Below are 2,645 nucleotides of genomic sequence, written 5' to 3'. Positions count from 1 at the left end.
CCTACCTGGCGGCGACCGGCCGGACGGCGGCGCAGGCCCTGCACGCCGACAGCGCCGAGATCATCGCGACCACGCTCCGCCGCGGGTGACACTGGGACGATGGAGTGGACGATCCAGGAGCTGGCGGCCAGGGCCGGCGTCAGCAGCCGCACCCTGCGGCACTACGACAGCGTCGGGCTCCTGATGCCTTCCCGGGTGGGCGCGAACGGCCACCGCCATTACGACTCCGCCGCGGTCCTGCGTCTGCAGCGGATCCTGCTGCTGCGCCGGCTCGGCATGGGCCTGCCGGCCATCGCCGAGGTCCTGGCCGACGAGGTGGACGCGTGCGACGGGCTGCGGGCCCACATCGCCGCGCTGGAGGACGAGCGCGACCGCATCGACCGGCAGATCAGGTCGGTCCGTCACACGCTGGACGCCCTGCTGGCGGGGGCGGAACCGCGGATGGACGTCATGCTGGCCGGCTTCAACGACCACTACAAGGACGACGTGATCGCACGCTGGGGCGAGCGCGCGTTCCAGGTGAGCAACGACTGGTGGCACGGCAAGACGCTCGACCAGCAGCGGGCCTGGAAGCGGGCGGCCGAGGACCTGGTCGCCGCGTGGGTCGCCGCGGTGCAGGCCGGGGTGTCGCCGACCTCCGACCGCGCCCAGTCGCTGGCCGCCCGGCACGTGGGGTGGCTGAGCCAGATCCCGGGCACGCCCACGGCCGAGGGCGACCGGGAGCGCTCGATCGAGATGGTGAGCTGCCTCGGCGACATGTACGTCGACGACCCCCGCTTCGCCGCCATGTACGGCGACGCCACCGGGGCGAGGTTCGTCCGCGACGCGCTTCAGGCGTACGCGCGTACCCGGATGTAGGACGCGCTTCAGGCGTACGCGCGTACCGGGAATGCGCGTACCCGGATGTAGCGGTCATCCCTCGCGTCCCGGGACGGACGGAGGGATGATCGAGGGCATGCGGGTCTTGTCCCTGTGGCTGTTCGCGGCGTTCCTCATGGTCACGGCGTGCGGTGACGACGCCCCGAGGAACCCCGCGCTGCGGGCCGAACTGTTGAAGATGCTCAAGACGGACCAGGAGCAGCGCACCCTGGAGGCCAGCCAGGAGGACTGGGATCGGACCGAGAAGGCCAACACCGAACGCATGCGGCAGATCCTCGACGCCTACGGCTGGCCGGGGTACGAGCTGGTCGGAAAGGACGGCGCGCAGGCGGCCTGGGCCCTCGTCCAGCACGCCGACCGCGACCTGGCCTTCCAGCGCCGAGGCCTGGAGATGATGCGGCGGGCGGTGGACGACGGCGACGCCGACCCGTCCGACCTGGCCTACCTGGTGGACCGGGTGCGCGTGGCGGAGAAGAAGCCCCAGGTGTACGGGACGCAGTGGGAGACCACCTCAGAGGGCGAATGGCGGCCCCGCACCCCCATCGAGGACGGGGCGCGGGTCGACGAACGGCGCGCGGAGGTGGGTCTCAAGCCGCTGAAGGACTACCTCAAGGAGCTCCAGTCGGTGAAATGACAGCTCGCGGCGCCCTCAGAAGTAGCGGGACGTCAGGTCCGTCGTGGGCCAGGAGGAGACGGTGACCTTGTTCATGTCGTCGTCGAGCGTGTCGAAGTCGAGCGACCCGGTCTCCTCCCTGCGGTTGAACACGACCGCGTAGCTGAAGCCGTTCTGCAGCCGGGCCAGGTAGGAGTACGTGCCGGGCATCGAGCCGTCGTGCCAGGTGTTGAGGTGGCCGGTGACCTGGCGCACCCACCAGCCGCCGCCGTACCAGGATCCGTACTGGTTGACGCCGATCTCCGGCTTGGCGACCAGCTTGGCGATCGAGGCCGAGCTCAGCACCGTGCCGGGCTTGTCGAAGGCGAGGGTCCAGCGGACCAGGTCGACGGCGGAGGCGAGCCAGCCGCCGTTGGCGTCCTGGTTCGGCATGTTGAAGCCGCCGTACTGGTAGGGGACGACGGTGCCGGAGGCGTCCACCACCGACTTGTTGGTGTACTGCGACTCGTAGGCGACCTCGCCGGGCGCGGCCTCGCTGCGCAGGCTGCGGCCGAGCCGCATGCGGGTGATGCCGAGCGGCTGGAGCAGCTTGGTCTGGACGTACGACTCGTACGACATGCCGGAGACCTTCTCGATCACCCGGCCCAGCAGCAGGTAGCCGTAGTTGCTGTAGACCATCTTGCTGCCGGGGTCGAAGTCGAGCCGCCGGGCGGTGGCGTACTTGACGATGTCGGCGTGGCTGATCGGCAGCGGCACGTCCAGCGCGGCGGAGATGGTGTGGTCCAGCCAGAGCTGGTCCTTGGAGACGCCGCGGTCCCAGCCGCCGAGGTGCTGCATGAGGCGCAGCACGGTGACCTGGCCCATGCGCTCGTCGAGGGGGGTGAGCCCGAGGAGCTGGGTGACCTTGGCCGACAGGCTGAGCTTGCCGTCCTGCACCAGCCGCATGATCGCGGCGGAGGTGATGTTCTTGCTCAGGCTGGCGATCCGGAACAACGACGTCGGCGAGACCGCGGGCAGCGCCCTGGAGAAGTCGTTGTAGCGGTAGCCCCTGGCCAGCACGATCTTGCCGCTCTTCATGATGGCGAGCTGCGCGGCGGTGCGCTCGGGGTTCTCGCGCTCGGGAGCCGAACTGCTCCGCCTGAAGCGTGGGGCG

At 70.2% G+C, this 2,645-nt stretch carries 3 protein-coding genes; 2 read left to right on the top strand and 1 reads right to left on the bottom strand.

Features of this window, described 5'->3' with window-relative positions:
* The first annotated feature begins 99 nt into the window (after positions 1–99).
* Both ACWCSD_RS51320 and ACWCSD_RS51315 read left to right on the top strand, forming a co-directional pair.
* The gene (locus ACWCSD_RS51320; RefSeq protein WP_449926972.1) at positions 100–858 is read left to right on the top strand and encodes a MerR family transcriptional regulator; all 759 of its coding nucleotides are present in this window, start codon (positions 100–102) and stop codon (positions 856–858) included.
* Positions 859–955: 97 nt separating this feature from the next.
* Complete coding sequence (locus ACWCSD_RS51315; protein ID WP_449926969.1) at positions 956–1,513, top strand: DUF6624 domain-containing protein; 558 nt, start codon at positions 956–958, stop codon at positions 1,511–1,513.
* A 15-nt stretch (positions 1,514–1,528) separates the two neighbouring features.
* On the opposite strand, the gene ACWCSD_RS51310 is transcribed toward ACWCSD_RS51315, so the two are convergent.
* A partial coding sequence (locus ACWCSD_RS51310) for a serine hydrolase domain-containing protein (protein ID WP_449926966.1) occupies positions 1,529–2,645 on the bottom strand: 1,117 nt, incomplete at its 5' end.

The organism is Nonomuraea sp. NPDC001684, from assembly GCF_053596515.1.
Note: the sequence above shows the minus strand (reverse complement) of the source record. Positions and strands in the feature narration are given on the sequence as shown.

Bases quoted from the DNA above. Each gene is read 5' to 3' on its own strand.
- ACWCSD_RS51320 (WP_449926972.1), top strand. From the start codon at position 100: ATGGAGTGGACGATCCAGGAGCTGGCGGCCAGGGCCGGCGTCAGCAGC.
- ACWCSD_RS51315 (WP_449926969.1), top strand. From the start codon at position 956: ATGCGGGTCTTGTCCCTGTGGCTGTTCGCGGCGTTCCTCATGGTCACG.